The 26,019-nt window shown below is 70.7% G+C and carries 21 protein-coding genes; 11 read left to right on the top strand and 10 right to left on the bottom strand.

From position 1 onward, the window contains the following. Positions 1-32: 32 nt before the first annotated feature. The 3 genes from ACTWJ8_RS31495 to ACTWJ8_RS31485 are packed head-to-tail and all read right to left on the bottom strand — an operon-like array spanning position 33 to position 3,298. Positions 33-911, bottom strand: a complete 879-nt coding sequence (locus ACTWJ8_RS31495; protein ID WP_443260963.1) for an ABC transporter permease — start codon at positions 909-911, stop codon at positions 33-35. After that, positions 908-1,858 (bottom strand): ABC transporter permease, encoded by a 951-nt coding sequence (locus ACTWJ8_RS31490; protein WP_443260962.1) that lies wholly within the window; start codon positions 1,856-1,858, stop codon positions 908-910. Before ACTWJ8_RS31490 ends, ACTWJ8_RS31495 begins: the two co-directional genes overlap by 4 nt. Before the next feature lie 24 nt (positions 1,859-1,882). Next, positions 1,883-3,298: an ABC transporter substrate-binding protein gene (locus ACTWJ8_RS31485; RefSeq protein WP_443260961.1), complete on the bottom strand. Its 1,416-nt coding sequence runs from the start codon at positions 3,296-3,298 to the stop codon at positions 1,883-1,885. Between the two features lie 915 nt (positions 3,299-4,213). Between ACTWJ8_RS31485 and ACTWJ8_RS31480 the strand changes: the two genes are divergently transcribed. After that, positions 4,214-4,384 carry a helix-turn-helix domain-containing protein gene (locus ACTWJ8_RS31480; RefSeq protein ID WP_443260960.1) on the top strand — a complete coding sequence of 57 codons (171 nt, stop codon included), beginning with the start codon at positions 4,214-4,216 and terminating at the stop codon, positions 4,382-4,384. A gap of 114 nt (positions 4,385-4,498) precedes the next feature. Here ACTWJ8_RS31480 and ACTWJ8_RS31475 read toward each other — a convergent pair whose 3' ends face one another. Next, positions 4,499-5,623, bottom strand: coding sequence for a tyrosine-type recombinase/integrase (locus ACTWJ8_RS31475; protein ID WP_443260959.1), 1,125 nt, complete (start codon positions 5,621-5,623; stop codon positions 4,499-4,501). 215 nt (positions 5,624-5,838) lie between these two features. Here ACTWJ8_RS31475 and ACTWJ8_RS31470 point away from each other — a divergent pair, with 215 nt between their 5' ends. After that, on the top strand, positions 5,839-7,113 hold the full coding sequence (locus ACTWJ8_RS31470) for an MFS transporter (RefSeq protein WP_443260958.1): 1,275 nt from the start codon (positions 5,839-5,841) through the stop codon (positions 7,111-7,113). 12 nt (positions 7,114-7,125) lie between these two features. On the opposite strand, the gene ACTWJ8_RS31465 is transcribed toward ACTWJ8_RS31470, so the two are convergent. Then, positions 7,126-8,037: an FkbM family methyltransferase gene (locus ACTWJ8_RS31465; RefSeq protein ID WP_356373758.1), complete on the bottom strand. Its 912-nt coding sequence runs from the start codon at positions 8,035-8,037 to the stop codon at positions 7,126-7,128. Positions 8,038-8,238: 201 nt separating this feature from the next. Between ACTWJ8_RS31465 and ACTWJ8_RS31460 the strand changes: the two genes are divergently transcribed. Further along, positions 8,239-10,053 (top strand): glycosyltransferase family 2 protein, encoded by a 1,815-nt coding sequence (locus ACTWJ8_RS31460; protein ID WP_443260957.1) that lies wholly within the window; start codon positions 8,239-8,241, stop codon positions 10,051-10,053. Here ACTWJ8_RS31460 and ACTWJ8_RS31455 read toward each other — a convergent pair. The 4 genes from ACTWJ8_RS31455 to ACTWJ8_RS31440 all read right to left on the bottom strand — a co-directional run bounded on the left by ACTWJ8_RS31455 (position 10,025) and on the right by ACTWJ8_RS31440 (position 13,634). After that, a complete protein-coding gene (locus ACTWJ8_RS31455) occupies positions 10,025-10,858 on the bottom strand; it encodes a siderophore-interacting protein (RefSeq protein WP_443260956.1) in 834 nt (277 codons plus the stop codon). The genes ACTWJ8_RS31460 and ACTWJ8_RS31455 overlap by 29 nt on opposite strands. 11 nt (positions 10,859-10,869) lie before the next feature. Next, positions 10,870-11,574, bottom strand: coding sequence for a DUF2470 domain-containing protein (locus ACTWJ8_RS31450; protein WP_356373761.1), 705 nt, complete (start codon positions 11,572-11,574; stop codon positions 10,870-10,872). Between the two features lie 114 nt (positions 11,575-11,688). After that, positions 11,689-12,555: an alpha/beta fold hydrolase gene (locus tag ACTWJ8_RS31445; RefSeq protein WP_443265052.1), complete on the bottom strand. Its 867-nt coding sequence runs from the start codon at positions 12,553-12,555 to the stop codon at positions 11,689-11,691. A 62-nt stretch (positions 12,556-12,617) separates the two neighbouring features. Then, the gene (locus tag ACTWJ8_RS31440) at positions 12,618-13,634 is read right to left on the bottom strand and encodes a LacI family DNA-binding transcriptional regulator (protein ID WP_443260955.1); all 1,017 of its coding nucleotides are present in this window, start codon (positions 13,632-13,634) and stop codon (positions 12,618-12,620) included. Between the two features lie 165 nt (positions 13,635-13,799). Between ACTWJ8_RS31440 and ACTWJ8_RS31435 the strand changes: the two genes are divergently transcribed. From ACTWJ8_RS31435 to ACTWJ8_RS31410, 6 genes are all read left to right on the top strand, one after another. After that, positions 13,800-15,347, top strand: a complete 1,548-nt coding sequence (locus tag ACTWJ8_RS31435; RefSeq protein WP_443260954.1) for a carboxylesterase/lipase family protein — start codon at positions 13,800-13,802, stop codon at positions 15,345-15,347. Between the two features lie 38 nt (positions 15,348-15,385). Beyond that, positions 15,386-16,084, top strand: a complete 699-nt coding sequence (locus ACTWJ8_RS31430) for a YoaK family protein (protein WP_443260953.1) — start codon at positions 15,386-15,388, stop codon at positions 16,082-16,084. A 311-nt stretch (positions 16,085-16,395) separates the two neighbouring features. After that, a complete protein-coding gene (locus ACTWJ8_RS31425) occupies positions 16,396-16,617 on the top strand; it encodes a type A2 lantipeptide (RefSeq protein ID WP_356373765.1) in 222 nt (73 codons plus the stop codon). Positions 16,618-16,770: 153 nt separating this feature from the next. After that, positions 16,771-17,568 (top strand): DUF2118 domain-containing protein, encoded by a 798-nt coding sequence (locus ACTWJ8_RS31420; protein WP_356373766.1) that lies wholly within the window; start codon positions 16,771-16,773, stop codon positions 17,566-17,568. Then, positions 17,565-19,796 (top strand): NHLP family bacteriocin export ABC transporter peptidase/permease/ATPase subunit, encoded by a 2,232-nt coding sequence (locus ACTWJ8_RS31415; protein WP_356373767.1) that lies wholly within the window; start codon positions 17,565-17,567, stop codon positions 19,794-19,796. The genes ACTWJ8_RS31420 and ACTWJ8_RS31415 overlap by 4 nt, the downstream gene beginning before the upstream one ends. A gap of 8 nt (positions 19,797-19,804) precedes the next feature. After that, on the top strand, positions 19,805-22,618 hold the full coding sequence (locus ACTWJ8_RS31410) for an NHLP bacteriocin export ABC transporter permease/ATPase subunit (protein WP_443260952.1): 2,814 nt from the start codon (positions 19,805-19,807) through the stop codon (positions 22,616-22,618). Here the strand turns inward: ACTWJ8_RS31410 and ACTWJ8_RS31405 are convergent. Beyond that, positions 22,512-23,285, bottom strand: coding sequence for a GntR family transcriptional regulator (locus ACTWJ8_RS31405; RefSeq protein WP_443260951.1), 774 nt, complete (start codon positions 23,283-23,285; stop codon positions 22,512-22,514). The genes ACTWJ8_RS31410 and ACTWJ8_RS31405 overlap by 107 nt on opposite strands. A gap of 204 nt (positions 23,286-23,489) precedes the next feature. Between ACTWJ8_RS31405 and ACTWJ8_RS31400 the strand changes: the two genes are divergently transcribed. Next, on the top strand, positions 23,490-24,824 hold the full coding sequence (locus ACTWJ8_RS31400) for an MFS transporter (protein WP_443260950.1): 1,335 nt from the start codon (positions 23,490-23,492) through the stop codon (positions 24,822-24,824). Further along, on the top strand, positions 24,821-26,002 hold the full coding sequence (locus ACTWJ8_RS31395; RefSeq protein ID WP_443260949.1) for a maleate cis-trans isomerase family protein: 1,182 nt from the start codon (positions 24,821-24,823) through the stop codon (positions 26,000-26,002). Before ACTWJ8_RS31400 ends, ACTWJ8_RS31395 begins: the two co-directional genes overlap by 4 nt. Positions 26,003-26,019 lie beyond the last annotated feature (17 nt).

Here is a 26,019-nt window from a genome sequence, read left to right as displayed (position 1 = left end):
GTCCGGGGTTTCCTCTGTCGAAATCGTCGATGTCATCGCCGATTCACCGCCTCGTTGAACGCATCGGAGAGCAGACTGAACGCCACGGCCAGCAGCACCAGCAGCAGCGCGGGGCCGATCGCGTAGGTCGGCGACAAGGTCATGAACCGCAGGCTGTTGTTGAGCAGGACGCCGAGGGAAGGAGTTGGTGGCTGGATACCCAGGCCGACGATGGAAAGGCCCGCCTCGATGTAGACGCCGACCACCATCCACACCGCGGCGTTGACCACGCAGGCGTCCATCGCGTTCGGCAGCACATGGCGGGTGAGCAGTTGCCGCCGGGTCACCCCGAGCACCTTCGCGGCCAGCACGTACTCACGCCCTTGCTGGCCCAGCCAGGCGCTGCGGGCATAGCGGCCGGCCGAGGGCAGCCCGCTGATGAAGATGGTGAGGAAGAGTGCGAACCAGCCGGGGCCGAGGATCGCGACCAAGCACACACCGAGGACGAGCCCCGGGAAGCCGATGATCACGTCGAGCACCCGCTGCACACCTGCGCCGAGACGTTCGGAGAAGACACCGGTGAGCCCGAGCAACGTGCCCAGCGCCGCGCTCACCGGCACCGCCGTCAGGATCAGAGTGAGGTCGATCCGCAGTCCGTAGACGCTGCGCACGAAGATGTCCCGGCCGAACTCGTCGAGTCCGAAGATGTGTTGCGCCGACGGGCCGACCAGTGCGCGGCTGCTCTGCTGGTCGTAGCCACCCGGGAAGAGCACCGGCGCCAGCAGCGCCGCGAGGATCAGCACGAGGAGGATGCCCGCCCCGACGCCGCCCTTCGGCGTGCGGAAGGCCGACAAGTAGCGTGCGACGGTGGGGTTGATACGTCGCCGGGCGGCGGCGCCGGGGCTCGCGCCCTCTGCTGCTGTGGCCGTCATGCGGATGCTCCCAGTCTGACGCGCGGGTCGATGGCCGCGAGGATGATCTCGGTGATGATCTGGCAGAGCACCGCGATCACGACGACACCCAGGATGATCACCTGGAGCACCGTGAAGTCGCGGGTCTCCACGCTCGAAACCGCCAGTCGCCCCAGCCCGTTGCGGCCGAACACCGCCTCGATGACCACCGCGCCGGCGAGAAGATTCCCGGCCTGGAGCCCGACACCGACCACCGCGCTGCCGAGGCTGTTGCGCAGTACATGTCGCCTGGTGATCCTGCGAGGCACTACGCCTTTGGACAGCGCGAGGTCGACGAAGTCCTCGCCCCGCATCTTCAGCATCTCGGTCTGCAGCATTCGGCCGACCACGGCACCCGGGGCCAGCGCGAGCGCGAAGGCCGGGAGAACCAGGTACTGGAGGCCGATCCACGGGTCCTGGAAGAGGCTGACCTCACCGCTCACAGGGAGCCAGCGCTGGAAGATCCCGAAGGTGAGGATCAGGGCCAGGGCGAAGAGGAAGGAGGGGATGGCGACGAACAGGCTGCTGGTCATGTCGAGGACCGCGCGGGCCCACCGCCCGCGCGGCGAACCGCCGACGATCCCCAGGGTCAACCCGATCAGGACGACCATGACGAGGCCGACGAGGGCGAGCTCGACGGTGCTCGCAAGGCGGTCCCCGATCAGGCTGGCGACACTGCGGTGCCAGAGGTAGGACTCGCCCAGGTCGCCATGCAGGAGACCGGATATCCAGTGCCAGTACTGCGTGGTCAACGCGTCGTTCAGGCCCAACTGGTCGCGGATCGCGTCGATCTGCGGCTGGGTCGCGTCCGTGCCCGCGAGCGAGGCCGCCACATCACCGGGAGCCATCCGGGGCAACGCGAAGGCGACGATGGAGCTCGCGAAGAGAACCAGCACAAGAGAGGGCAATCTGCCCACTAGGTAACGCATCATGGAGAACTGTCCCGCCTTCGACTACTGGCTGAGCCAGACGTGGTTGAGGTCGACGAAGCCCATCTGGGTACCGGTGATCCCGTGCACGGCTCGGGTGGCGACCGACAGCGTCGGCCGTACGAGCAGCGGCACCGCGAAGGCCTGATCGAGGAAGTACGCGTTGTAGGCGTGCAGCGCCTTGGTCTGCGCGGCCTCGCCGGTGGCACTCGCGAGGTCGTCGACGAGCCTGGTGTACTTCGGCGAACTGAAGTGCTGGGGGTTCTTGGACGCGAGCAGTTCCGGACGGCTGACCACGGCGGTGGCGGGTGAGAGCCCGCTGCTGGCCGTCATCAGCGTGACCGGTGCACCCGTGTTTCCGGCCGCCAGGCGGGAGTCGTACTCGGCGGCCGACAGCGGAACTGCCTTGGCATGCAGTCCGACGGCCGCGAGGTTGTTCCGCAGGATCTGGAAGATCCCTGTCGGCTCAGGGGTGTTGAGGGTGACCATGTCGAACGACGCGTCGTTCACCCCGGCCCGTTCAAGCAGGCGTTTTGCCTTCTCGGGGTCGTAGCCGTAGTGCGACCCCTGGGCCTTGTCATAGCCGACGGTGGTGGCCGCGCGCCACGGGAGCGAAGCGGCCGTGCCCTGGTCGCTCTCGACCTGCCGCACGATGCGACGCCTGTCGATGGCGTAGTGCATGGCCTGCCGCACGAGTTTGTTGTCGAAGGGCTTCTGCGTGACGTCGATGGCCAGGGGGATGGTCGAGCCGCCCATGCTGATCAGCTGGAAGCCCGGCTGCTCGCTGAGCGAGTAGGCGTTCAGGGCCCCGACGCCGGTGCCGTACTGGATCCGGCCGCTCCTGAGAGCCGAGATCATCGCGGTCGGATCGGAGATGATGTTGATCTCGATCCTGTCGAGGTGGATCTTGTCCGCATCCCGGTAGCCCGGGAACTTGGAGAGGGCGACCTTCGCGCCGGGAGTCCACGACTTCCATTCGAAGGGGCCCGTTCCGTCGACGACCTTGCCCGCCGCGTACTGGGAGTACTTCGCCGGGTTCAGGATCGGCATCGTCTCGAAGAGGTCGAAGATGTTCGGCAGAGCCTTCGCGAACGTCAGCCGCAGCCCGTCGTCACCAACGGCCTTCATGCGGGTGATGTCCGCGGCGATCGACTGGTTGGCCGCGCCGGTCGCCGGGTCCTGGACCTTCTTGATGGTGAAGATGACGTCGTCGGCATCGAATCCGGCACCACTGTGGAACTTCACACCGTCGCGCAGGGTGAGGTCCATGCTCTTGCCGTCGGAGGCCAGCTTCCACGACTTGGCCAGGACCGGCTCGGGCCGGCCGGACTTCTCGTCGATGGCCGTCAGCGTCTCCAGGACCGACTGTTCGGTGATCATGTTCCCCATGGCGGTCTTGAGGAACGACCCCGGGTCCGGGTCCCCGGTCTGCGCGGCCACGAGCGTGCCGCCGCTCCGCGGGCCGGTGATCTTGGTGGAGCCCTGCGCCCCCTCCTGATCAACAGCGGCCCTGCAGGCCGAGACTGTCCATACGACACTGACTGCGGCACAGGCCACCGCCCTGCGCCACTTACTCCGCGACCGCAACATCGAGACTCCTCGTCTCACTGACACGCATGGTGAACTCCGGGGCCAGAGATGAGACATCAGGGACCGGCGCCCCAGAGGACCTCTCGCTGCCCCACGCTGCGCAAGAGCGTGAATCAGCCGTCATACGCTACGCAACCCGCCGTCTTTAGTTTTCTAGAAGACGTAAATATTTGCCAGGTCGATCGCATACCGCAATAGATACGGAGTGACGGCGCGCGCAAGGTGCGTCGAAGCGCCCGTTTCCACAGATTCAGCACCGACGACCGGCTCCATACCTGCAGTTGCCCAACATGCAAGCCTCTGCCTCGGAGCGCGATCTCGCCGTTCCAGTAGATGGACCCGTCGGCGCCTCGGCGTCCCCTAAACCACACCAATCACTCCGCAACGGTCCCGCCGGCTCCTTGCCGGTTGACACCGGCGGTAGGGCAGCACGTATCTGTGCAGACCGAAACAAGTCGGGCTGATGGGTGGCCAGTGAGCCCAGTCCAACTGGCGGAGGTCCGCAAGCTGTCCACCGCTCACCTGCGACGTCTCGCGTGTCCACTGGCCAACGCATAGTTGGCTGCAGCTTCCAGCCCGGTCATGTCCGGTGATGCGTCACGAACCCGCTTCTCCATTGCGGACGTGCCACTGAGGAGTGACCAGGCGATCTAGCATCCAGACACCAGCAGCACCAAATCTGGTGTGACGCCCATCTTTGCTACCAGCACGCCAAACGCGGGGCGCAGGAACAAGATGAGGTGACTGGCAGTGGAACCAGAGTTCATGAGCGTCAAGGAGACTGCGGACTACCTCAACATGTCTGCTACGTGGGTCTATCGCGAAGCCCCGAGGTCAGGACTGGCTCGGTACAAGTTCGGGCGTGGTCGCAACGCAAAGATCCGATTTAAGATGTCCGAGGTGAAGTCTTGGGTGTCGCAGCAACGGCTGGAGTGACGTCCTGCCCTCTCGTAGACCACAGGATCGAAAGCCGGACCTGGCCCCTTACCCGATGCTCTAGCGGCATCGCCCCGTAAAGACCAGGTCCAATTCTCACTTCGGTAGCCCTCTCTACGCGGCGAGGTCGTGCAGCCCTCGGTCCAACAGCCTCGCGGCCCGTCCGATCGAGGCCGGCATCAGGTGCCGGTAGATCCGGAACGTGACGTCGATGTTCTTGTGGCCCATCCACTCGGCCACATCCGTGATGGGGATGTTGTGGGCCAGGCAGTTCGCCGCGAAGAAGTGCCTGTACCCGTAGTTCGTCATGCCGTTGGGTATGTCCACGTCCTTCCTCGGGAGCTTCCGGTACCAGACGGCGTTGATCGTGCTGTGGTTCATGTGCTTGGCACGGGCACCCTGGAGGACGTATCCGTCATGCGTGGTGCCGTGCTTCTCGACGAAGCGCTCGATCGCTTCCCGGATGCTCCGCGGTAGCGGGACCTCGCGGAACTCCCCCGGCTTCCTGTGCTTCAGCTTCTCCAGCTTCCTCGTTCGGTAGTGGACCTGCTCCGAGACGCGGTACACGTCGTCAGCCACGATGTTGTTCACATTCAGCGCCAACGCCTCTCCATTGCGCAAGCCGCAGCCGGCCATCATGTCCACGAACATCGAGTAGCGGTCGTTGTTCGCTGCTGCCTTGATGCCAACGATCTGGTCGCGCGTCGGAACGACGGCCCGCTCGGCTTCATACTGCGGCGCGTGGACACCCTCCAGGGGGTGTTCGTTGACCGCGCCCTTGCGATGGGCGTCGAGCAGGAGCGTCTTGAGGAGGACCCAGACCTTGTACTGCGTGGGGTCGGGCGTCCCGAGGCGTTCCATCGTGGTCAGGAAGTTCTCCACCACCATGGGGCTGAACGTCTCCACACGGCGTGAACCCAGCTGCGGAGCCAGGTGATTTCGCGCGAGGTGCTCGTATTCGTATGCCGTGCCGTACGAGAGGCGGCGCTGTCGGCCCATGTAGTCCGCCACGAAGTCCTCGAACCGCATCTGGCCGTAGTGGCGGATGAGCTCCGCCTTGGACGGAGCCGTGTTGGCTTTGCGGGCGTACAGCTCTACGAGCCGCTCCTTCGCAGCGTCCTGTGTGCGGAAGCCGGTCTCTTCCCGCTGCTTCCCACCCGCATCGCGGTAGCGGATGAAGTACGGGTGCTGGCAGCGCGTGGGCTGGCTGCAGCTGCACACCTTGGCGAAGGTGCCCATGCCGCGGGCGAGCTGCTTGGGGATGGAAGGCAATGTACGTCCTCGGGCCGATGCTGACTTTTTGCTGACTCAGCGCCCGTGATGGTGCTCTGGATCTCCGGCCGCACCAAACGGCACAGCCGGTCGGCCGCGGTGGTGCGGCCCGGATGACGGCGATGTGTCGACTCGGTCAAACCGCGTGTGAGCTGGGGGTTTCGCGGGTTAGCGTCAGGCTCATGACAGAGACGATCGCCACCGCGGCCCCACCCGCACACCCGGTCCGACAGCTCCTCGCCGCCTCCGTCGGCAACGCCGTCGAGTGGTACGACTGGTACGCGTACACGTTCCTCGCCACGTACATCGCGGATCAGGTGTTTCCGAAGGGGGCCGACAACTCGCTCGTGCCGCTGCTCGCGACCTTCGCCGTGTTCGCGGTCGGGTTCTTCATGCGGCCCGTGGGCGGGCTGTTGATGGGGGCGGTGGCCGACCGGCGGGGGCGGCGGGCCGCGCTCACCGTGACCATTCTGTTGATGGGTGGGAGCAGTCTGCTGGTCGGGGTCACCCCGACGTATGCGTCCGTAGGTGTGCTCGCGCCCGTCATTCTCGTGGTCGCCCGGTTGCTTCAAGGGCTTTCCGTGGGCGGGGAGTTCGCGGCCTCGACCACGTTTCTCGTGGAGTCCGCGGGGCCCAAGCGGCGTGGGCTGTTCTCGTCGTTCCAGTATGTCTCCACCTCCATCGGGCAGTTGATCGCCTCCGGTGTCGCCGCGCTGCTCGTCGGCACGCTCGCCGAGGGGCAGATGGACGGGTGGGGCTGGCGCGTGCCGTTCATCGCGGGCGCCGTGCTCAGCCTCGTCGGGTTCTGGATCCGGCAGGGCGCGCAGGAGACGCGGAGCGAGGCGCACGAGCGGCCGGGGCTGTTCGATGCGCTGCGGCAGTACCCGCGGCAGTCGCTGCTGATCTGCGGGATCACGGCCGGCGGCACCCTCGCGTACTACACGTGGACCTCGTACCTGCCGACGTACGCGGAGCTGAACACGGACATCGACAAGTCGCAGGCGCTGACCGTGGGGACGATCTCGCTGGCGTTCTTCGCGCTGCTCCAGCCGGTCGGCGGGATGCTGTCCGACCGGTTCGGGCGCAAGCCGCTGCTGCTGTTCTTCGGCCTTGGGTTCGCGCTCCTGAGCGTGCCGCTGCTGCACTCGCTCACGGGGTCGTTCGCCTCGCTGCTGTTCGCGCAGTGCGCGGGCATGGTGCTGCTCACCGGCTTCACGTCGATCTCCGCCGCCGTGAACGCGGAGGTGTTCCCCGCGCGGGTGCGGGCGGCCGGGATCGGGTTCCCGTACTCCCTGACGGTTGCGCTGTTCGGCGGCACCGCGCCGTACATGGGCACGCTCTTCAAGGACCTGGGGCACAGCGGGCTGTTCCCCTGGTACGTCGCCGTGCTGTGCCTCGTGTCGTCGGTGGTGTACCTGCGGCTCCCGGAAAGCGCGCACCGGGAGCTCGACCGCTGAGGCCGGATCCGCTCAGCCGCCCTGCGCGGCCGTGTCCCGCCGCTCCTCGGGTGCCGCCACCGGGGACGCGGCGGGGCGCATCATCACGCAGTCGAACTCCAGTACCCGACCGGTGCTCCGCTCCCGGGTGACCGGGTACATTCCGGTGATCTCGAAGCCGTGCGCCTCGTACTCGACCAGGGCCTCCGTCATCCGCGGGCTGCCCTCGTAGAGGCGCACCAGCGCGACCTCCGACTGGAGTCCCACGAAGTCCCCGACCCGCTCGCCCGCGCCGGCGAACACCTCCAGGTCGTAACCCTGCGTGTCCATCTTCAGATAGGGGCGGGGGTTCTTGATTCCGGCGAGCGCCCGGTCCATGAGGCCGTCGAGGCGGCAGACCTGGATCTCCTCCGTGCGGCCTTTCGTGAATCGCTTGTACGCCGCGTTCCCGTACTCGCTCGGCGACAGCAGCGAGTTCATGGTGTTCCACTCGACGTGCATGGGGCGACGTTCATCCGAACGGCCCAGTCCGCACGGGAACACATGCCAGTCCGGATCTTTCTCGGCCCGCTTGCGGAGCTTCTCCAAGAAGCGCGGAACAGGCTCGAACGATACAATGCGGCCTTTGTATCCGGACTGCCTGAGGCGCTTTCCGTACTGCCCGACGTTGGCGCCCGCGTCGAATACGCAGTTCACGCCGTAGTGGTCGAGCATCTCGGCCACGTGCCGGCTGCACAGGTAGTCGGACGCCGACTTCTGGAAGTCCCGCTCCGTGATCCCCGACTTCCGTTCGTCGACGACGAGATGGACGCCGTCCCCGAAGTCCGTGCTGGTCCAGCGCCCGTGCCGGCGGTGCACGAGGACCGCGGCACCAGGCGCCAGGTCGAGGACCTGGGCACCGGTCCGGGCGAGTCCGTTCAGCAGAGTCCGGTACAGAGAAGCCATGGTCAACACCGTGTCAACCGCGACCTGAATCCATGCGGGCGCCCGACCCGATTCACCCGAAGAAGTGACCCGGCGCTCTCCGTGCGATATTCGGATTCCGGCGCGACGATGGAAGTGCGTGTCCTGTGAAGGATGTAAACGCTGCTAGGTTACGAGCCCTCTCCTCGGAACTGGTCCGAGCGCACGGATTGACACACCTACATGACCCCCGTAAAAGTCACGGTCATCATTCCGACCCACAACACAGGCGAAGACGTCATGGTCGGCCTCGACGCACTGCGGAAACAGTCCATGCCCCGCAGTGACTTCGAAGTGCTCTACGTCGACGACGGCTCCACCGACGACACCGTCGCATTCCTCGAACGGGAATTGGCGGGCGAGGACAACATGCACGTCGTCCCGATGACCAACTCCGGCTGGCCGGGACGCCCCCGCAACACCGGTGTCGACCGGGCACGCGGCGAGTACGTGCACTTCGTGGACGACGACGACTGGCTCGCCCCCGAGGCCCTGGAGCGGCTGTACGCCCGCGCCAAGGAGACCGACGCGGACATCGTGGTCGGCCGGATGGCGGGGCACGGGCGCGGCGCCCCGCGCGCCCCCTTCGCCAAGCCGCTGGAGCGCGGCTCGGTCCGCGAGAACCCGGTCCTCCTCGGCGCGATGACCGTGCACAAGCTGTTCAGAAGGCGCTTCCTCCTCGACCACGGGCTGCGCTTCGACGAGGGCCGCGTACGGCTCGAGGACCATCTGTTCACGCTGCGCGCGTATCTGCTGGCCAAGCAGGTCAGCACGGTGGCGGACTACACGACGTACCACTGGGTGCGGCACGGCAACGGCAAGCACAACATCAGCTACACGCCCATCGAGCCGGCCCCCTACATCGAGTCGGTGCGGCGCATCATCGGGCTGCTGCACGCCCCGGACACCCGCGTCGAGGACGACGAGCTGCGACACCGGTTCACCGCGAACTGGTACGGCAGCAAGGCGCTGCGCCGGCTCACCGGCAAGGGCTTCCTCGGCCAGGACGAGGAGCGCCGCGCCGCCTGGCGGCAGCAGGTCATCGACCTCGCGGCCGACCTGCCCACCGCCGTCGACCGCCATCTGCCGGAGCGCCTGGCCGTGCTCTCCCGGCTGTGCCGCGCGGGCGACCACGAGGCCATCCACGCGTACACGCTGTACGAGGCCGGGGTGCGGCACCGCCCGAAGGTCGAGGAGTCGACATGGCAGGGTGGGGTGCTGCGGCTGCGGGCGAGCACGTCCCTGGTGCGGACGGACCCGGAGACGGGCGAGAGCACACCGCTGCTGTTCCGCCGCTCCGTGCACGAGACGGCGGGCGGCAAGAAGCGGGTGCGCTGGACGTGGCAGCCCCCGGCGCCGCTCGACGGCCGGCCCGACCTCGCCGACGCCCTCGACTTCACGCAGCCGCTGAAGAAGGCCAAGGCGCAGGCCCTCGTGCACCACAAGTCCGGCGGCACGCAGATCGTGGTGACCACCGGGACGTCGAAGCTCCAGCCGGTGCCGCACGCCGCGGACCCCGACCTGTGGGAGATGCACTGGACGACGGACTGCACGATCGATCCCGCGGGCGTCGACGCGCACTCGGGGCCGCTGGAGGACGGCACGTGGCAGGTGTGTCTGCGCCTGAACGTGGGCGGCTGGCTCACCTCACCGCGGCTCTCGGGGCTGAAGCTGTCGGTGGGCGCCCCGAAGCCCGCGGCGGCCTCGAAGCCCAAGGCACAGCCGAAGTCGACGGCCCGCACCGTGCCCGCCACGCGGCACCCGCTGCACGGCGTGGCCAAGGTGGCGGTCCCGGTGCTGCGCCTGCTGCTCCCGGCCGCCGCGTACGTGGCCGTGCGCGACCGGTACCGGCGGCTGGTGTCCCCAGAGCGGACGCAGCAGCAGAGCCCACAGGCGCCGAACCCGCAGGCGCCGAACCCGGTGGCGGTGGCGCTCGACGAGCTGCAGCGCGCCAAGCGGGCGCGGGCGCTCAGTGTTTCCAGTACCCGCAGAACATGATGCGGTCCTTGGGCACACCCTGAGCCACCCAGTGCCGGCGAAGTCCGGTGGCGAGACCCGACTCCCCGACCGCCCAGCCGTACAACGGGCCGTCGGGGAGCGGCAGTTCACGGGCCCGCGCGAGGGCCGCGGCGCCCGGCACACCCGCCTCCGCGCCGCCCCGGTCGACCCACACGACCTCGACGCCGGGCGGCGCCGTGAGTTTCTGCCGGTCCTCCGCGGTCGGCACCTCGGCGACGGCCCAGCCCGTGATGTCGGCGGGCAGCGAGGCGAGGACCCCGGCGAGCGCGGGCAGGCCGGACTCGTCGGCGGCGAGGGCCACCTGGTGCACGCCCTCGGGCAGGCGGAAGCCGGTGCCCTCGTCGACGAGGACGACCATGTCGCCCGGGGTGCAGCCGCGGGCCCAGGTCGCGGCGGGCCCCGCGGCCCCGTCGTCGCCGTGTCCGTGGAGCACGAAGTCGACGTCGAGCTCGGGCCCTTCGGGGCTCTCGGCGCGGTGGGCGCGCACCGTGTAGTTGCGCAGCACCGGGCGGGTCTCCTTGGCGCCGCCGAGGAGTTTCAGATAGCTGAGGGTGGTCAGCCGCTCGGGGACCCGGCCGAGCGAGGCGGCCGCGTCGGGGCCCGCCGGGAGGAAGAGGCGGAACCACTGGTCGTAGCCCATGGGCCGGAAGTGCGCGATGTCGCCGCCGCCGAGGGTGACGCGGACGAAGTGCGGCGAGAGGCGTTCGCTGCGCAGGACGTGCAGCCGCAGCGGCTGCGCGGACTCGGGCTTGACGCGGGTCGCGGTGATGTTGCCGCGCTGCATGGGGCCTCCGTTCAGCGGTGGGCGCGGGCGGCCGCGACGTCGAGCAGTTCCTGGATGCGGTGGCCCACTTCGTGGGGGCCGACGGCGGGCGTGTGGAAGGTGACGCGGACGTCCTCGTGCTCCCTCTCCTCGTGTTCGAGGCGCAGCACGAGTCCCCTGCGGTCGAGGCGGACGGGCCGGATGTCGACGACGTCGCCGAGGTTCGCCTGCCCGATCTGTTCGGCGAGTTGGAGGAGCAGGTCGGCGTGGCCGGTGTCCAGGTGCGAGAGCAGTTCGGCCTCGACGCCCGCGAGGGGGTCGGGCGCGGCGGCGGCCAGTTCCGTCATGTCGAGCACGTGCACCGCGTCGTCCTCGGAGAACGCGGCGCGCGCCGGGCGGAACACCAGGGTGTCGGGGCCCGCGTTCGCGAGGCGTCCGCTGAAGGCGAGGCGGGCCCGCACCCGGTCCCGTACGACGACGGGGGCGATGTCGGTGAACTCCGCGTACGCGGCGAGTCCCGAGTGCGGCGCCGTGGCGAGCGCGGCGGTGAGGCGGGCGTCCGCCGGGTCGAGCAGGATCAGCCGGGACGCGGCGTCCACGGCGTAGAGCCCGACGCAGTCGAGCCGCAGCCGGGCCCCGGTCGTGGTCAGAGTCAGGGTCAGGGTGTCGGCCGCGGCGAGGATCGTCCGCGCCCGCTCGGCGGGGGTGAGCTCCGGGTGCGCCACTGGGTTGACCATCTCCACTCCAAACTTAGGTAAGGCTCACCTTACTCACGGAGTGGAGACGGTGTCACCCCCGGGGCCCGCCCGCGGCGACGCAAGGAAGTCGAAGCGCTTCAACGGGGAAGCGCTTCAACGCGCAGAGCGGTCGATCCCGTCCGCGACCTCCGCGAGCACCCGCGCCGCCGGCGCCGGGTCGACCAGCCACTTCAGGTGGGAGCTGTCGAGGGTGCGGACCCGGTAGGGGTTGTCGGGGGTCAGCGCGTCGCCCTCCCGGATCAGCCGGTCCTGGAGGGCGGGCGGCAGGCTGGTGTCGTGCGCGAGGCGCACGTACGTCTTCGGGATGCGGCCCCAGGTGTCGGCCTGCGCGCGGTCGGCGTCGCCGCCGACGTCCAGGTTCTCGTCGGGCTGGAAGGTGTTGAGGAAGGTGCGGAACTCGTCGTCGGTGCCGTCGGCGAGGAAGGCCGCCCTGAACGCGTCGAGGGCCTTGGTGTCGGCGGTGCGGAAGTTGACGCGCAGCAGGCCGAGTTCGGCCGGGTCGCCCGCCATCGCGAGGCCGAGCGCGGCGACGTCGACGTCCGCCATCTCCGGCTCGGCGTGGTAGTCGCCCACGCTGAGGTCGACGGGGCACCAGGCGCCCACGTAGACGATGTGGTCGATCAGGTCGGGGCGGCGGTTGGCGGCGGCCGTGGCGGTGATGCCGCCGCGACTGTGCGAGACGAGGACGACTGGACCGTTCCCCTTCGCCCGCTCCAGTACGCGGATCACGTGCGCGGCGTTCTCGGCGAGGGTGACTCCCCTCATGGCGCCCGGGGTCGAGGCGAGGCCTTCCATGTCCTGCGGCGCCTGATAGGCGGCCGGGTACGTCGCCGCGAAGCCGTGGCCGGGCAGGTCGACGGCGACCGAGCGGTGGCCGAGCAGCCCCAACTCCGCCTGGAGCGGCGCGAAGGAGAAGGAGTTGGCGAACGCGCCATGGACGAGGACGTACGTAGGGTGCACGGGCACGCTCGCTTTCCGCCGCTTCCTGATCGGTCGCGGCCGCTGGATCGGTTGCGGCGATCCTATGCGGCGGGCGGCGCCTGCGCGGTGCTCTCCCTGATGGTCAACTCCGGGGCGAGCAGCACCACTTCCTCGTCGCTGCCGCGGCCCTCGATCTGGGCGACGACCTGCTCGACCGCGCGCCGCCCCATCTCCTGCGCGGGCACGGCGACGGAGGTGAGCGGCACGGAGGCGTGCCGGGCGACCTGTTCCGGGCAGAGGGCGACGACCGACACGTCCTCGGGGACCGCGCGGCCCGACTGGCGCAGCAGGGCGAGCAGCGGGTCGGTGGCGGCCTCGTTCTGCACGATGAAGGCGCTGGTGCCGGGGCGCTCGTCGAAGATCCGCGAGAGGGTCGCGGACACCGAGGCGTAGCTGCCCTCGCAGGGGCGGTGCAGGAGCCGCAGGCCGAGGTCGGCGCTGCGGCCGCGGATGCCCGTGAGGGTGCGCTCGGCGAATCCGGTGCGCCGCTCGTAGACGGCGGCGGCCTCGCCGATGACGGCGATCTCGCGATGTCCGAGACCCGCGAGGTGCTCGGCGCACAGCGCGCCCGCCGCGGCGAAGTCCAGGTCCACGCAGTGCAGTCCCGTGGTGTCGGTGGGCAGGCCGATGAGGACGGCGGGGCGGCTCGCGGTGCGCAGCAGCGGGAGCCGCTCGTCGTCCAGCTCGACGTCCATCACGATCACGGCGTCGGCGAGCGAGCTGCCCTCGATGCGGCGGACGGCCTCGGCGCCCTCCTCGCCGGTGAGCAGCAGGATGTCGTAGCCGTGGGCGCGGGCGGCGGTGGCGACGGCGGTCGCGATCTCCATGATCACGGGGACGTACATGTCGGTGCGCAGCGGCACCATCAGGGCGATGATGTTCGACCTGCTGCTGGCGAGGGCGCGGGCCCCGGCGTTCGGGTGGTAGCCGAGCTGGCGCACGCTCGTCTGCACGCGCTCGCGGGTGGCGGCCGAGATGGAGCGCTTTCCGCTCAGGACGTAGCTCACGGTGCTGGCGGAGACTCCGGCGTGCCTGGCGACCTCTGCGAGCGTGACCATGTGGTTCTCCTGAGCCGGTTCCGTGGGGTGGGAGGGCGCCGGCGCCGGCGGGAGCCGCCCCGTCGTTCGGCATGCCGACCCTATGATTTGCGCAGGGTACCTGTCCAGATGTTCGTCGAAGCGCTTCGACTGCGGGCGCTTCGGCCACCGGCCGAGAGGACACGCATGACCGACGCCACGCCCACCGCGCCGATAGCGACGGCGACGGGCCGGATCCGCGGGCTGACCGAGGGGGCGCTGAGCGTCTTTCGCGGCATCCCCTACGCCCAACCCCCGGTCGGCGCGCTGCACTTGGCGGCCCCCGAGCCGGTGCTGCCGTGGGACGGGGTGCGCGACGCGTTCGCGTTCGGGCCGCCGCCCCCGCAGTCCCTCGTCTCCTCGCTCACCGGCCGGGTCCCGCCGGAGGGCGACGACTGGCTGACCCTGAACGTGTGGTCGCCCGACCTCGGCGCCGCCGGCCTGCCGGTACTTGTCTACGTGTACGGAGGCGCGTACGTCACCGGCTCCACGGACGGGCCGCACTACGACGGCTCGGCGCTCGCCGCGCGCGGCCAGGTCGTCGTCACCCTCAACTACCGGGTCGGCGCCGAGGGGTTCGGCGTCTTCGGCGGCGCGCCCGCCAACCGGGGGCTGCTCGACCAGGTGGCGGCGCTGCGCTGGGTGCGGGAGAACATCGCGGCGTTCGGCGGCGACCCGGACCGGGTCACGGTGTTCGGGGAGTCGGCGGGCGCGGGCTCGGTGGCCTCGCTGCTCGCGATGCCGTCGGCGGCGGGCCTGATGCGGCGGGCGGTCGCGCAGAGCGTGCCGGGCACCTTCTTCACGCTCGACCTGGCGCGGGACATCGGCGCCCGGATCGCGGACCGGCTCGGCGCTCCCGGCGGCGGGGCGGCGGAGGTCGCCGCGCACGCGCCGGGGAAGCTGCGGGACGTCACCGACGACGTGATCCGCGACCTCGCCCGGTACGCGGACCGCTGGGGCCGCGTCGCCCACACCGCCACACCGTTCTCGCCCGTGGTCGACGGCGAGGTGCTGCCGACCACGCCGTGGGAGGCGCTCGCGGCCGGCGCGGCGCGCGACGTCGACCTGATCGTCGGTCACAACCAGGACGAGTTCCGGCTGTTCACCGTCATGGCGGGCCGGCACGGCAGGACGACGAAGGAGGAGGCCTCCGAGACCCTCGCCCGGTTCGGCCCCGGGCCCGGCGCGGAGGACGCCTACCGGGCCGCGTACCCGGAGGCGGACCCGTCGCTGCTGAGCGAGCTCGTGCAGTCGGACTGGCTGTTCCGGATCCCGTCGCTGCGGCTCGCCGAGGCGCACACGGCGGGCGGCGGCACCGCGTACGCGTACGAGCTGTGCTGGCAGGCTCCGGGGGCGGGCGGCGCGATGGGGGCCTGCCACGCCCTGGACGTGCCGCTCGTCTTCGGGGCGCTCGACACCGACTTCGCGCGCCTGTTCCTCGGCGACGGGGTTCCGGCGGAGGCCGTGGCGCTGTCCGAGGAGATGGGCGCGGCGTGGACCGCGTTCGCCGCGGGCGACGGCCCCGGGTGGGCGCCCTTCACGCCCGAGGAGCGGACGACGCGGGTCTTCGACGCGCCCTCGCGCACCGCCCCGTACCCGGAGGAGACCTCGCGGCTGCTGTGGGACGGCGTCGGTGTCACACCGCTCGACCTGGAGCCCGGCCGGGGCGAGAACGGCCGACGCGCCGGGAGCTGAGCGTTTCGGGGGCGGGTCCGCTGCCTACCGTCTGAGACATGGACACACGCCCCCATGTCTCGCTCATCCTGCTCGCCGGCGCCTCGGGGGCCGTGGACGCGCTCGCGTTCACGGCCCTCGGCGAGACCTTCGCGGGCGTCATGACCGGCAACCTCGTCCTGCTCGGCATCTCGGCAGGGCAGGGCTCGGCGCACGAGGTGGCGGGGCCGCTGTACGCGCTCGGCGGGTACGCGGTGGGAGCCGCGGCGACCGGGTTCGCATGCCGGGGCGAGCATTCGGAGCGGCCCGCGCAGGAGTGGCCGGGCCGCGTCGTCGGCTGCCTCGCCGTGCAGTGCCTGCTGCTCGGTTTCCTCGCCGTGGCGGGCGGGCTGCTCGGCGGGGAGCCGTCCGGGCTCTGGCGGACTGCGCTGCTCGTGGTGGCGGCGCTGGCGATGGGCGGGCAGTCCGCGGCGATGGTCGCGGCGGGGTCCGGGGCCGCGCCCACCACCTATTTCACGGGGACGCTCACGACGCTTCTCACCGGGGCGGTCGACGGGACGGGTCGGGGCCGGCAGCAACTGTGGGTGACCGGCCGGTTGTCGGCCGTGGTCGCCGGTGCGGCCTGCGCGGTGGGGCTGCGGGAGACGTGGGCGCCGTGGGGTTTCGTGCCTCCGGTGGTCCTGGCCTCGGCCGCACTGGCGTGCCAGAAACCTGCACACCGAATGCGCAGGGCGGTCACGGTCCTTCGCGGAAAATGATTGCCTCATACAAGCACCGCGCGCCGTTGATGCGCGAGTGTCCCCTTTGCCATTGAGCGACACAGGGAGTTCACATTCCACTCCGTGAAGAATGTGAAGGACATGCCACCCGCCCGTGAACACCCCGGCACATGACGGTAATTGGGCTCGCGGATCCCCTATGAATGGTCGCGGTCCGATTAGCTGTGCGACGCGTCAACATGCTTTGATCCTCCGCATCGCATGACGGCCGCAGGGATTCGCAGCCACCGATTTCCAGCGCGCCCCGCGAATTTCGAAATACCCGGACATACCAAGAAGGGCGGCTCATTATGAGCAACCACATCGAGACCGTTGAGATCTCCGACGCCGACCTCGACAACGTCTCCGGCGGCCTCGTCGGCGGCCTCGTCGGCCAGGTTCAGGGCACCGTCGACGGCATCGCCCCGGTTTCGGGCACCGTCTCCTCCGTGACCAACACGGTCGAGGGCCTCACCGGCCTGAACACGGGCGCCGTGACCGGCCTCGTGGGCGGCGTGACGGCCGGCCTCTGAGTCGGATCCGATCCCTTTGGATCGCCGCGCCACCTCCTGACGGGTGGCGCACCCCAAGCCTCGGGACCCCGTGTCCCGGGGCTTTCGGGGCGTCCGGGCACGGGCCCTTTTCGGTCCGGCCCGGCATGGAAAGCTAGGTAAGGGAAAGACCCCGTGCAGTTCCGCCAACAGGCCCTGTCCAAACTGCAGTCGCCGGAGGAGCTCGATCTCCCGGTGCGCCTCGCGCGGCCGCAGGGACTGCTCGTACTCGCCGTCACCGTCGTCGTGATGGTCGCCGCCTGCGTCTGGGCCGTCACCGGATCGGTGGCCTCCACGCTCAAGGCCGACGGCATCCTCACGTACGCTCAGGGCAGTTACGTCCTCCAGACCCCCGTCACCGGACAGGTCACCGGCCTGTACGTGAAGGAGGGCCAGCGGGTGCGGGCGGGCGCGCCGATCCTCAAGGTGCAGACGGCGCAGGGCAATCGGGCGGTGCGGGCCATCGACGCGGGCCGCGTCACGGCGCTCGTCGCGCGCATCGGCTCCGTCGTCACCACCGGGTCCGACGTGGCGACCGTGGAGAAGACCGGCTCGGCCCACGACCCGCTGCTCGCGATGCTGTACGTGCCCGCCACCAGCGCGGGCAACGTGGAGGCGGGCTCCGACGTCGACCTGACCGTGCCGCAGGCGCAGCAGTACGGCGTGCTGCGCGGCAAGGTGAAGGCCGTCGGCCGCGCCGCGCAGACGAAGCGGCAGGTCACCGACTTCATCGGGGACGGTTCCCTGGCAGGCCAGTTCACCAAGGGCGGCGCCCGCGTCCCCGTCCTCGTGAAGCTCACCAAGGCCGCCACGAAGTCCGGCTACGCGTGGTCCACCGACGGCGGCCCGCCGTATCCGCTCGCCTCGATGACCCTGGCCTCCGGCTCCGTGCACCTCGCCGATCAGCGCCCGATCGATTGGCTGAAGCCGTGACCCAGACCTCCCTGCCGCCCGCGGGCCACCGCCCCGACCGCCGCCGCGCCCGCCCCGCTCCCCCGCCGGCCAAGCGCCGCCGCAAGGTGCGCACGCCCACGGTGCTCCAGATGGAGGCCGTCGAGTGCGGGGCCGCCGCGCTCGCGATGATCCTCGCGCACCACGGCCGGCACGTCCCGCTGGAGGAGCTGCGCATCGCGTGCGGCGTCTCCCGCGACGGCTCGCGCGCCTCCAACCTGCTCAAGGCGGCCCGCGGATACGGCATGACCGCCAAGGGCATGCAGATGGAGCCCGCCGCGCTCGCCGAGGTGCAGGGCCCGGCCATCCTGTTCTGGGAGTTCAACCACTACGTCGTCTACGACGGCATGGGCCGCCGCTTCGGACGGCGCGGCGTGCACATCAACGACCCCGACAAGGGCCGCCGCTTCGTGCCCATGGAGGACTTCGACACCAGCTTCACGGGTGTCGTCCTCGTCATGGAGCCGGGCGACGACTTCCGTACGGGCGGCCGCAAGCCGGGCATCATGAAGGCGCTGCCCGCACGCCTGCGCGGCACCACGGGCACGATGCTGGTCGCGCTCCTCGCGAGCCTGCTGCTCGTCGGCGTGGGCGCCGCGGTGCCCGCGCTCAGCAAGACGTACATCGACCTGTTCCTCATCGGCGACCAGACCTCGCTGCTCGGCGCGCTGTTCGCGTCCATGGGCGCGATGGTGGCGCTGACCGCCGTCCTGACCTGGCTGCAACAGGCGAACCTGCTGCGCGGCCGCATCATCTCCTCGACGCTGAGCAGCGCCCGCTTCTTCGGGCACCTGCTGCGCCTGCCCGTCACCTTCTTCTCCCAGCGCAGCCCCGCCGACCTGGTGCAGCGCCTCCAGTCGAACGACGCGGTCGCCGAGACCCTGGCCCGCGACCTGACGGCGGCCGGCGTCGACGGGATCGTGGTCCTCCTCTACGCGGCGCTCCTCTACTCCTACGACCCGCAGCTCACCGGCGTCGGCGTCGGCATCGCGCTCCTGAACGTGGTGGCGATGCGCGTCGTCGTACGGCTGCGGGCGACGCGCACCCAGAAGCTGCGCGCGGACACGGCGCGCCTGACCAACACCTCGTACACCGGCCTCCAGCTCATCGAGACGATGAAGGCGACCGGCGGCGAGAACGGCTACTTCCGGCGGTGGGCCGGGCAGCACGCCACCACCCTGGAGGAGCAGCAGAAGCTCGGCGTGCCCAGCGCCTGGCTCGGCATCGTCGCGCCCACGCTCGCGACGCTCAACAGCGCGCTGATCCTGTGGATCGGCGGCATGCGCGCCGTCGAGGGCCACCTGTCGGTGGGCCTCCTCGTCGCCTTCCAGGCGCTCGTCACCCGCTTCACCGCGCCCCTGACCCGCCTCAACGGCGTCGCGGGCCGCATCCAGGACTTCGCCGCCGACGTGGCACGCCTCAAGGACGTCGAGAACTTCCCCGTCGACCAGCTCTACGCGCGCCCCGAGCAGGTGCAGAGCACGCGCCGGCTGCGCGGGCACATCGAGCTGGACAACATCACGTTCGGCTACAGCCCGCTCGACAAGCCCCTCCTGTCCGGCTTCTCGCTCACCGTCGGGCCCGGCCAGCAGGTCGCGCTCGTCGGCGGGTCCGGCAGCGGCAAGTCGACCGTCTCCCGTCTGATCTCCGGCCTGTACGCGCCGTGGGAGGGCGTCATCCGGATCGACGACCGCCGCCTCGACGACATCCCGCGCGGCGCGCTCGCCGCCTCCGTCTCCTTCGTCGACCAGGACGTCTTCCTCTTCGAGGGCACGGTCCGCGACAACGTCGCGCTGTGGGACCCGTCCATCCCCGACGAGGCCGTGGAGGAGGCGCTGCGCGACGCGTGCCTGTACGACGTGGTGGCGCGCCGCCCCGGCGGCGTGCGCGGACGCGTCGAACAGGACGGCAGGAACTTCTCCGGCGGCCAGCGCCAGCGCCTGGAGATCGCGCGCGCCCTGGTGCGCCGCCCGTCGATCCTCGTCCTCGACGAGGTGACCAGCGCCCTCGACGCCGAGACCGAGCAGACGGTCATGGACAACATCCGGCGGCGCGGCTGCGCCTGCGTCGTCATCGCGCACCGGCTCAGCACCGTGCGCGACAGCGACGAGATCGTGGTCCTCGACCACGGCCAGGTCGTCGAGCGCGGCCGCCACGAGCACCTGGTGCGGGCCGGCGGGCCGTACGCCGAGCTGGTCAAGGAGCACTGAGCACTGACATGACCGACCTGCAAGCGGAGTTCACGTCCTCCGACCAAGTGGTCGCGGCCTTCGGCGGCCTCGGCGCCCCCGTCGACTGCACCGACCTGCGCAGCCTTCCCCTGGAGGGCCCGCACGTGCTGTGGCTCGTCGCGGGCGGCGCGCTCGACCTCTTCGCGGTCGACGCCCAGCAGCAGGGGCACTGGCACTTCCTCGGCCGCCTGGAGCCCGGCACGCTGCTGCTCGGCCCGGTCGAGGGCACCCAGCACACGCTCGTGGGGCGGCCGCTGTCCGGCTGCCAGGTGCGCCGCATCCCGCTGCGCGAACTCCCGTACGCGCCGCCCGCCTACGACGGCTCGTACGGCTGGAGCCTCCTGGAGGAGGCCTTCGCGCTCGGCGTCGGACGCGGCCAGAAGATCCTCTTCGAGGCGCCGCTCGACGGGCGCACCGTGGACACGCAGGAGGACTCCCTCCTCGGCGACGACGACGTGCTGTGGCCGCAGCTCGCGCCCGGCAGCGTGCAGTACGGCTCCGCGTACGCGGCGGACGCCGCCGCCGATCTGCTGGTCGACACCGGCCTGTGGCAGCGGATGGTCAACCAGCAGTGGCGCCTGCTGTCCACGCTCGACCGCTGGATCGAGCGCCTGGAGAGCGCCCACGAGGACCGCGCCGCCGCCGGCATCCGGGCGGGCGAGGCCGTCCGCGAGCAGGCCGACCGCACCCTGCTCGCCTCCATGGGCACGCGCCGCGACCGGGTGCGCTCCGCCGACACGGGCGCCGACGCCACGTACGCCGCCTGCAAGGTCGTCGCGGACGCTGCGGGCATCCGGCTCGTCGACCCCGACCACGTGGGCGCGGTCAGCGACCGCCTCGACCCGGTCGAGCAGCTGGCCACCGCGTCCCGGCTGCGCACCCGCCCGGTGCGGCTCGCGGGCGACTGGTGGCGCCGCGACGCCGGCCCGCTCGTCGGCTTCCGCGCCGCGTCCGGGGCGCCGGTCGCGCTGCTGTGGCGGCGCGGCGGCTACGAGGTCGTGCACCCCGGCGGCGACCGACGCACGCGCATCGACGCGGACAACGCGCAGGACTTCGAGGAGCGGGCGGTCATGCTCTACCGACCGCTGCCCGAGGGCCGGCTGACCCCGCTGAAACTCATGCGGTTCAGCATGCGGTCGATGACCACGGACGTGCGCAGGCTGCTCCTCGCGGGCCTGGTCACGGTCGGGCTCGGCGCGCTCGTGCCCGTCGCGACGGGCCAGGTGCTCGGCACGTACGTGCCCAACGCGCAGACCGACCTCATCACGCAGGTGTCCCTCGCGGTCGTCGTCACCAGCGTCGTGACGGCGGCGTTCATGCTGCTCCAGAACCTCACCGTGCTGCGCATCGAGGGCCGTGTCGAGAGCGTCCTGCAACCCGCCGTCTGGGACCGGCTGCTGAGGCTCCCCACCCGCTTCTTCGCCGAACGCTCGACGGGTGAGCTGGCGAGCGCCGCGATGGGCATCAGCTCCATCAGACGGCTGCTCTCCGGGGTCGGCCCGATCGTCGTGCAGTCGACGACGGTCGGCGCGATGAACCTCGTGCTGCTCCTCCTCTACAGCGTCCCGCTCGCCATGGCGGCGCTCGGCATGCTGGTCCTGGTCGCGGCGATCTTCCTCACCCTCGGGCTGCTCGAACTGCGCTGGCAGCGCCGCCTGGTCAAGCTCGGCAACAAGCTCAACAACCAGGCGTTCCAGACCCTGCGCGGCCTCCCCAAGCTGCGCGTCGCGGGCGCGGAGAGCTTCGCGTACGCGGCGTGGGCCAAGGAGTTCGCGCGCACCCGCGAGCTGCAGCGCCGGGCGGGCCGCATCAAGAACGCGACGACCGTCCTCAACTCGGTCTATCTGCCGCTGTGCTCCCTCGTGATGTTCATGCTGCTCGCGGGCCCCGCGCGCGGCAGCATGTCGGCGGCGTCCTTCCTCACCTTCAACACGTCGGTGACGATGCTGCTCACGTCGGTGACGCAGCTGACCGGCGCGCTGATCTCGGCCGCCGCGGTCCTTCCGATGTTCGAGCAGATCAAGCCGGTGCTCGACGAGAAGCCGGAGGTACGGGAGGCGGCCACGCAGCCCGGCGAGCTGTCGGGCGCCCTGGAGGCCCGCGGCCTGTCCTTCCGCTACACCGACGACGGCCCGCTCGTCCTCGACGACGTGAATCTGTCCATCGAGCCGGGCGAGTTCGTGGCGGTGGTCGGCGAGAGCGGCTGCGGAAAGTCCACGCTCCTGCGCCTCCTGATCGGCTTCGACGCCCCGGCCTCCGGCAGCGTCCTGTACGACGGCCAGGACCTCGCGGCGCTCGACCAGGCGGCCGTGCGGCGCCAGTGCGGCGTCGTCCTCCAGAACGCGCAGCCGCTCAGCGGGTCGATCCTCGACTGCATCTGCGGCGCCGAGTCGTTCACGCAGGAGGAGGCGATGGCGGCGGCCGAGATGGCGGGGCTCGCCGAGGACATCAAGCGGATGCCGATGGGGCTCCACACGATGATCTCGGGCGGCGGCGCGATCTCCGGCGGCCAGCGCCAGCGCCTGATGATCGCGCAGGCGCTGATCCGTCGCCCGCGGATCCTCTTCTTCGACGAGGCGACGAGCGCGCTCGACAACGAGACACAGCGCATCGTCATCGACTCCACGAAGGCCCTCCGGGCGTCGCGGGTGGTCATCGCCCACCGGTTGTCGACGGTGATGGACGCGGACCGCGTCATCGTGATGTCGGCGGGCCGGGTCGTTCAGCAGGGCTCGCCGGCGGAGTTGCTGGCGGACACGGGTGGGCGGTTGCACGAACTGGTGCGGCGGCAGATGGCGTGAGGCCACGGGGCCCATTGTCCGCCCCGAAGAGCACGCCCATCGCCACCTCCCTGTAGTGGCGTACGTGGTGCAGGGCGCGGTCGGCCGCCAGGTCCGCGTCGCCTGCCGCGATCGCCTCGTACAGGGCGCGGTGCTCCTCCCACACCGCGTGCGGGTCGTCCACCTGCTGGAAGAGCCAGCGCATGCGGCCCTCCAGGGGTTGCAGGGTGGTGGCCAGGAGGGTGTTGCCCGCGATCTCGACGATGTGGTGGTGGAAGTCGGTGTTGGCCCGCGAGATGCGGGCGGGCTTCCCGGTGCGGGTGGCGCGCTCCGCGCTGGTCAGCAGCCGTTCGAGCGCGGCGATCTGAGGCTTCTGGGCGCGTTCCGTGGCGCGCCGCACCGCGAGCACCTCAAGCGCCTCGCGCAGGTCGAAGAGGTCGAGCACGTCCTGGAACGAGAGCTGCTTGACGACGATCTTGCGGGCGGACGCGGCCTCAAGGAAGCCCTCGCTGAGCAGCACCCTGATGGCCTCGCGCACGGGGATCCGGGACACCCCGAACTCCTCGGCGACGTCGCGCTCCAACAGCCGGTCGCCCGGCCTCAGTTGCCCGGAGATGATCCGGTCCCTGATGCCCTCGCAGACCTGGTCGCGCAGCCAGCCGGCCTCGCCGGGCCCCGCCTGAGCCATGTTTCCTCCCCGTCAATTGCTCCTCACGGTATACCAACGCCTTGACGCGGGGCAGCCCCGTCCGCATCCTTTGGTATGCCATAGCGACGAACACACACGTCACACGCTTCTCTCGCTGTCCGCAGGGCGTCCCCCAGCGCCCCGCACCCGCATGCCCACGCATGCCCTTCCGCAGCTCGTCCCCGGCTCAGCAAAGGGGTTGACATGTCGTCAGCCGATTTGACCCGCGCCACCGATGCGGCCTCGCCGCACGAGAGAACCACCAAGTCCCCGCACGGCCGTACCCGTTGGAAGGTGTTCCTGCTCCTGCTGGGCATCGTCACGCTCAACTACATCGACCGCGGCTCCGTGTCCGTGGCCCTGCCCCTGATCACCCGCGACCTGCACCTGTCGAAGGAGGTCACCGGGTTCGTGCTCAGCGCGTTCTTCTGGACGTACGCGCTGATGCAGATCCCCGGAGGCCGGCTCATCGACCGGTTCGGGCCGCGCCGGATGGCGGGCGGCGCCTGCGTCGGCTGGGGTGTCGCGACCGGTGTCACCGCGGCGGCCACCGGGGTGGGCTCGCTGCTCGCGGCCCGGCTCGCGCTCGGCGCCGTCGAGGCCCCGGTGATGCCCGCGGGCGGCAAGCTCAACGCGCACTGGCTGCCCGCGAAGGAGCGCGGGCGCGGCGCGGTCCTCATGGACGGCGGCGCGCCGCTCGGCTCCGCGCTCGGCGGCATCGCCATCTCCGGCCTCATCGCCTGGACCGGAAGCTGGCGGATCAGCTTCGTCGTCGCGGGCGCGGTCACCGTCGCCGTCGGCGTCCTCGCCCTGTGGTACCTGCGCGACACCCCGCGCGAGCACCCCCGTGTGAGCGAGGCGGAGGCCGCGTACATCGAGCGCGAGCACGCGGCGGAGGACGCGGCGGCGCCGGGCGACGACCGGCGCGCGAAGCTGCTCGACTACGTCAAGTACCGCTCGTTCTGGGGCATGTGCCTGGGATGGATGGGCTTCAACGGCGTCTTCTACGGGCTGCTCACGTGGAGCCCGCTGTATCTGTCCGAGACCAAGGGCTTCGACATCAACTCCATCGGCTGGTCGACGCTCGTCATCTTCGGCGCCGGATTCGTCGGCGAGCTGATCGGCGGCTGGCTCGCCGACCACTGGCGCTCGCGCGGCACCGCCGCGAACACCGTCCTGCGCACGCTGATGGGCGTCGCGGGTGTCGCCGTCACGGCCGGGCTGCTCGGCGTCGTCCTGGTCCCGGACGCCATGACGGCCGTCGCCCTGCTCTCGGTCGTCCTGTTCTTCCTGCGCTGGGCGGGCCTGTACTGGGCGCTGCCCTCCACGCTCGGCGGGCGCGCCAACGCCGGTGTGGTCGGCGCCGCCATGAACCTGGCGGGGAACATCGCCGGGATCGTCACGCCCATCGTCGTCGGCTTCATCGTCGGCGCCACCGGCTCCTACACCTGGGCGCTGCTCTACTTCGTCGGCGCCGCGCTGCTGTTCACGGCGTCGTCCCTGGTCATCGACTACTCGAGGAGGCTCGTCGTCCGATGAGCGAGAACCGTCCGCCGGATATCTCCCGCCCGCTGCGCGTGGGCATGCTCACCCCGTCGTCCAACACATGTCTCGAACCCGTCACGTACGGGCTGCTCCAGGGTGCTCCGGGGCTCGCCACCGCACACTTCGCCCGCGTCCCCGTCACCCGGATCGCGCTCGACTCCGGGAGCGACGCCCAGTTCGCCCCCGAGCCGATGCTCGCCGCGGCCCGGCAGCTCGCCGACGCCAAGGTCGACGTGCTGGTGTGGAACGGGACGTCCGGGTCCTGGCTCGGCATCGGGCGGGACCGCGCCCTGGCCGACGCCCTCACCGCCGAGACCGGCATCCCGGCCACCACCTCGACGCTCGCCCTGCTCGACGCGTGCGCCGCCTACGGCGTGACCCGGCTCGGCCTCGCCCTGCCGTACACCCGTGACGTCGCCGACGCGATCGTGGCGACGTACGCGAAGGAGGGCCTGGAGTGCGTGCTCGCGGAGCCCTTCGGCGAGCACGACAACGAGGCCTTCGCCCGGATCCCGCCCGCCGACGTGGCCCGCCAGATCGAGGCCGCCGCTGTCGACGGGGCGCAGGCCGTCGCCGTGGTGTGCACGAACGTGTACGGCGCCTTCGAGGCCGAACGGCTCGAACGGTCCCTGAAAATACCGGTGTTCGACTCGGTGAGCGCCACCCTGTGGCGCGCGCTCGACCTGGCCGGGGCGCGCCCCGCGTGGTCCGGGCACGGGCAGCTGCTGCGCGACGGCAGCCTGCGCGTCGGGATCCAGTCCATCTTGGAGGCGCTGCTCACGGCGACCGGCGCCGACCGCACGACGTTCCGCGTCGACCTGCCCGCCCACGGCCTCGGCGTGGACCTCACGGCGGGCGAGGCGCTGGCCCCCGGCGTGCGCTCCATCCGCCGCGACGCCTCCCTCGACCAGCGCAGACTGAACACCGTCCAGTGGCTGGAGGCCGAGCGCAGGGCGCTGGTGCAGCCGCACTTCCGGGAGGCGCCGCACCCGCCCGAAGCCCTGAAGGACGTGTACGGCGTGCGTGCCCAGATGCTGTCACCCGTGATCCGGGGCGACGCCATGACCGGCTGGATCTCCGTGCACAGCACCCGCGAGCGCGACTGGTCGGACGCCGACCGGCAGGCGCTCGCCGCGGCCACCGCCGAACTCACCGCCCGACTCCCCCGCTAACAAGGAGCACCTCCCGC

Origin of the sequence: Streptomyces sp. SDT5-1 (assembly GCF_052245995.1) — a bacterium.
GTDB lineage: Bacteria > Actinomycetota > Actinomycetes > Streptomycetales > Streptomycetaceae > Streptomyces.
The sequence above is the reverse complement of the archived record's forward strand: the minus strand, read 5'-3'. Positions and strand labels throughout refer to the sequence as shown.